Genomic DNA, 5,116 nt, shown 5'->3' with positions numbered 1-5,116 from the left:
TTAACACCCGCAGCACCCCTCCTCGTCATCGTCCTCGCCGTCCGCCGCGTCGCGCGCATCGTCGTCGAGCGGGATGCCGGAGTCGTCGTCCGTCGCGTCATCATCCGTCGCGTCGTCGTCCATTGGAATCGTCGTCGTGGTTGTCGTTGTGCTTGTCGTCGTTGAGGACGCCGAAGCCGAAATGAAACCAAACGCGTAATTCTCGTAGCCGAGATCGGCTTTTTCAATACCATACTTTGCCGTCGATATGACGACGTCAGCCATGCTATCCTCGTCAATATATCCTGAACTCATTGACCAGCCCCCGAACATCATCGGCGGCGAGAGCTCGTAAACGCTCGCCTCCCAGCAAGGCTTGCCTTCAAAACCATCAGGTGATCCACATAATAGGCGCATGGTGCTTACGTTGGCGGAGTAAAAGATATCCGCGATGCCATCGGCGTTAAAATCGCGCGCCGTCGGTGATCTTATAAAATAAATCCCTGATACAAATGTTCCAAGATCGCCTATCGATATGACCTCATCAGGCGCATCCCGTACCCCTTGCAAGCTGCCGTAAAATACGTATATTTCTTTAGCAACGAGCGCACTTTCGTAATCGTTACTTGAAATTACATCATCGAATCCATCGCCATTGAGATCGCCAATACGAGTGGCATACTTCCATGAATCCAAATTCGTGGTGTATTCGTCGAAAATTTGACTCGGCGTCTTTCCCAATCCCATCGGGCCTCCGTCGTAAATATACACGGACCTATCGGCTCCGTAATGGCAGCTAATTAATAGATCGTCGAAGTGATCGCCATTGACATCGCCGATAACGGTAATTCGAAGACTTTGAGGGTGACAATCGGCATAAGCGATTTCCCAATCACTGCTTGAATGCATTTCGTCATTCGGTGATCCATAGTGGCCATCGACTACGACGACGTCATCCTCTATGCCGCTTGTTTCATTCGAAATTCTGCGGGAACAGAAATAGTCGTCGTAACCATCATTATTCATATCACCGTTTCCGTCGCCGACCAAACAATACTCAAACCGCTCAGCAGATTTATTTTCGACGATCGTTGCACTCGTTTCACTCAGGCCAAATTCCGAGCCAAAGTAGATAAACATTCGACCTTTCGCGCCGTCGGCAGTGATGTTCCATGCCGGGTCATGAACAATTATATCTTCATATTTGTCGCCGTTTATGTCGCCGCCGTGAATTAAGCGCGACGCAAAACTTAGAGAATCGGAACGAGTTATATATGAAAAGTCGTTGTCAGAAAAGTATTTTGTTCCCAAGAATTGAAATATCGTGCCAGAGTTTTCGTCAAATGTATTGTTCGCGTAGTCGATTTGCGGAAATCCTAATACAACATCGTCAAATCCGTCTTGGTTTGCGTCAAAACCGGTCAATACGACGGATAGCTCGAAACTTGAGTTCCATACGATTACATCGTCGCTCTGCGGTGGAAAGTGCCAACTCGATGTCGGCGGAAGACCGGCGGCGAACGCTGCGAATGCGCTCCCCAAAATCCAGAGCGGGAAAAATGCCGCAAATACGAAACGCATCAATAGGACGCGTATCAACGCATTCATGATTCACAACACAGGGCTTGGCGATGAGCCGCGCTTTTCAAGCGGAAGCGGCCGTGTCCTATCGACACGACACATGCGACGAAAGCTCGCCAAACGCCGAATACGTCGTTCAAAGTCCACTCCAGCTTGAGACAACGGAAAATAGTTGGAACCTCATGAAATTCCTCGCTTCAGCTTCCGCAGAGGGTTCTATTTCAACACCCGCAGCACCCCTCCTCGTCGTCCTCCTCGCCGTCGGCCGCGTCGCCTGCGTCGTCGTCGAGCGGAATGCCGGAGTCATCGTCCGCGGAGGCGTCGTCGTCATCAGCGGGATCGTCGTTCGTCGGAATCGTCGTCGTGGTTGTCGTTGTGCTTGTCGTCGTTGTCGAATCAAGGGTGCCGCTTCCATAAAATCCAAGGACGCGATTATAGAATTCGTATTTATTCGTTTCGAATCCCGAAAGGAATACGTCGCAACGTCCGTCGCCGTTCGTGTCCGAAAAGGTTGACGAAACGCCAATTGTATAAAGAGATAAATCGAAGTCGTTTATTATCCAAGAGTACTCATTTTCAAGGCCGTCACCTTTCCCATGAAGCAGCGCAACAAACGCGTGGTCGACATTGAAAATTACGTCCCCGAAACCGTCATGATTGACGTCGTTGCAACGGGAGAAAAATGCGAACGTGACGTTGGAAATATATTCCCCCGTCGGCTCTTGGATTTCTAGCGTCGTGGACGGTACTTTTGAAATCCCATCGGGACTTCCAAAAAATAGAAAAAGAGGCTTAACACGCGAAATTTCGTCGTATGGATTTGTGCTGATGAGATCGTCGACTTGATCGCCGTTGATGTCGCCCGCCCGACGAATACCAAGCCAATCAAAAACGTGCGGGTCATCGGATGCGACTTCCAAATTTGGTGACGCGCCCGGACCTTGCGCCGAACCGTAATAAACGCGAACGAACTCCGACCCGTAGGTGCAAAATACGATGATGTCGCCGAAGCCGTCGCCGTTAACGTCGCCCGCCGCCTCCATTTTCAAGCCAACCGGAGCGCAATCCGGCACAACGATCGACCAATCCGGAACGTCGCCGATTCCGTTAACGCTGCCATAAAACCCTCGGACGCCCGCGGTATCGTCGATTTCGCTCGGGGTCGCGTTCGCCTCTCGGTACGAGAAAAACAAATCCGAATAGCCGTCGCCGTTCATATCGAGATTCGACGCCCAGGCGCCTCCGATATCGTACACGTCTGTCTCGCCGGCGATGGTTTTGTCGGGGGCCGTCGAAATACCCGATGGGGTTCCGTAATGGATAAAAACGCGGCCGGATGATCGATGACCAAATGGCCATTGTGAATCGGGGAGAACAAGATCCCCAAAGCCGTCGCCATCCAAATCACCGCCGTCGGCAAGTGATCCGGCATAGTTCGGTGAATCGTTGCGAACGATCACCGCGTTCGAAGCGGCCGGTAACCCGCCGTCACTTCCAAGAAAAACGAGGACGGAACCACCATAAAGACCTGTTGATCCCGTTTCATAATTCAAGGTCGGGAATCCGACGACGAGATCGTCGTATCCGTCGCGGTTCAAATCGAGTCCCGAAAGCAGGAACGCGCCGGATTGGGACCCGTTCGTTTCTGAAAAATCCCAGGTCGGAATATCCGGAATCCAGTCGTAAGCAAAAGCGTTCACATCACTTCGGCAAAAAAAAGGCGCCGCGGCGAATAGAATGACGAGGAAAACGCGTCGAGACACTTCGCGAACGTCGAACAAAAACGAATATTTCCGATATCGACACATCGCCTGTCGCCCTCGGCGAAAATGATCACACCTCCGACAAACGATCCCCAATTTCACCTTCGTTCGGCGCCGTGTACCTTGCAGGACTTTCGAACAGCCGGCGCAGGGCGCGTCCCGGGCGGCCGCTTGCTCACGCGCCTTCGCCAATGCTACGGCGCGCGGGCCGCGCGCGGCTCCGTCATCGCGGCAAGACACGCGCCGTGGCGGAGCGTGACCACCCGCTCCCTCACGGTCGCGGCTCTGTTTCTCTCCGCGCCGACACCAAACGATATCACGAAACGCGGCGCGCGACTTCTACTTCAACACCCGCAGCATCCCTCCTCGTCGTCCTCCTCGCCGTCCGCCGCGTCGCCCGCCGCGTCGCCTGCGTCGTCGTCGAGCGGAATGCCGGAGTCGTCGTCGATTTCGAGTTGCGTCGTTGTGGTGGTCGTCGTTGTCGAGCTCACGGTTGTCGTACTCGTTGACGTTGTCGAGCCCGGCATGAAAAACACATGGGTCTGCATTTCGTACGATCCGGGACCGACGTAATTTTGCGCGGTCCAGGCAAAATCAGCCGATCCGTTGTTCTGGACGTCGCCGCCTTCGCCGCCGAGGTCGTAGCCGATATAGGGGATATAGCTGTACGTGAAATCGTTCCAGTCGTATTCCCAGTACGACGCCGTATCAAGGCCGGAAGCGGTACCAAACATGACGCGGATCACCTCTCCAGCTGTCGAAATCGCCAGATCATCGTAACCATCGTTGTTAATGTCGCGAAGATATTTTGCTGAATATAATGAGGCGTCTTGTGTCGGCGGTGAAATTAATTGAGTACGAACTGGTAGAATTCCGATGCCTGACCCATAAATCGCGTAAAAATTACCGGTATAATAGTCGAATCCCCATAAGTCGTCGTACCCGTCAGCATCGATGTCCCCCGCACGTCCGATAGAACACCAAGTAGGGAAGTCCGTTGAATAACCCGTCACGGTGTCATCCGGTTGGTCGCCGGGTTTCGTCTCACTCCCGTAGAAAAAGTCAAGATATACACGATCAATATTGGAATCGTACGCGCAAATCGAAAAATCGTCGCATCCGTCACCATTGATATCGCCAAGAGCGACGATACCTCTGGCTTTTGTACCGCCCTCATATGTTCTATCCCAACTGGGAGCATCAAGTATACTAAATGATTCTTTGCCGGTAATTACATCGACGATGTAGACGTCGTCAGAGTGTTCGGGCGTGCCGTTTGCAATGTGTCGCACTATTACAATGTCGCTGAATCCATCGCCGTTGATATCAATATTGGCCGCAACTGGATCCGAATAATCATAACGCGTTTGAAAATCACCCGGAAGGACTTCGACAGCATCCGTGTTAAAGCCAACAGGAGCCCCGTAGAAAAGAAAGAACCGGCCTATCCAGCCAGCCCAATCGTGAACCAGGAGATCGTCAAAGCCATCGCCGTTGACATCGCCAGCATTCTGGATGTCTTGTGCAAAAATGCTCGAATCGTCTCGAAACAGATATTGGTCCGGCTCGGCCGACAAGCCGTCCGCGCTCCCGAAAAATACCAGGATCGTGCTCGAGTCTTGCTCACTTTTGCCGGATTCAAAATTAAGGTGTCCGTATCCTAACAGCAGGTCGTCATAGCCGTCACCGTTCACATCGAGAAAAACGATCGTCGGGCCGTCAAGATTTTCGTTCCAGTCCGGATGGTCGCCGTTTGCCGGATAGGACCAGGACGGGGCGGGGCGGTCGGGAAT

3 protein-coding genes are annotated in these 5,116 nt (G+C 52.7%); all 3 read right to left on the bottom strand.

Annotated features, from left to right (window positions below):
• Nucleotides 1–1,560, bottom strand: a complete 1,560-nt coding sequence (locus K8I61_08470) for a hypothetical protein (GenBank protein ID MBZ0272057.1) — start codon at nucleotides 1,558–1,560, stop codon at nucleotides 1–3.
• 221 nt (nucleotides 1,561–1,781) lie between these two features.
• The gene (locus K8I61_08465) at nucleotides 1,782–3,341 is read right to left on the bottom strand and encodes a hypothetical protein (protein ID MBZ0272056.1); all 1,560 of its coding nucleotides are present in this window, start codon (nucleotides 3,339–3,341) and stop codon (nucleotides 1,782–1,784) included.
• 326 nt (nucleotides 3,342–3,667) lie between these two features.
• Nucleotides 3,668–5,116 (bottom strand): hypothetical protein (locus K8I61_08460; protein ID MBZ0272055.1); only part of this gene is annotated, 1,449 nt, incomplete at its 5' end.

It is taken from the genome of bacterium (assembly GCA_019912885.1).
GTDB lineage: Bacteria > Lernaellota > Lernaellaia > JACKCT01 > JACKCT01 > JAIOHV01.
The sequence above is the reverse complement of the archived record's forward strand: the minus strand, read 5'-3'. Positions and strand labels throughout refer to the sequence as shown.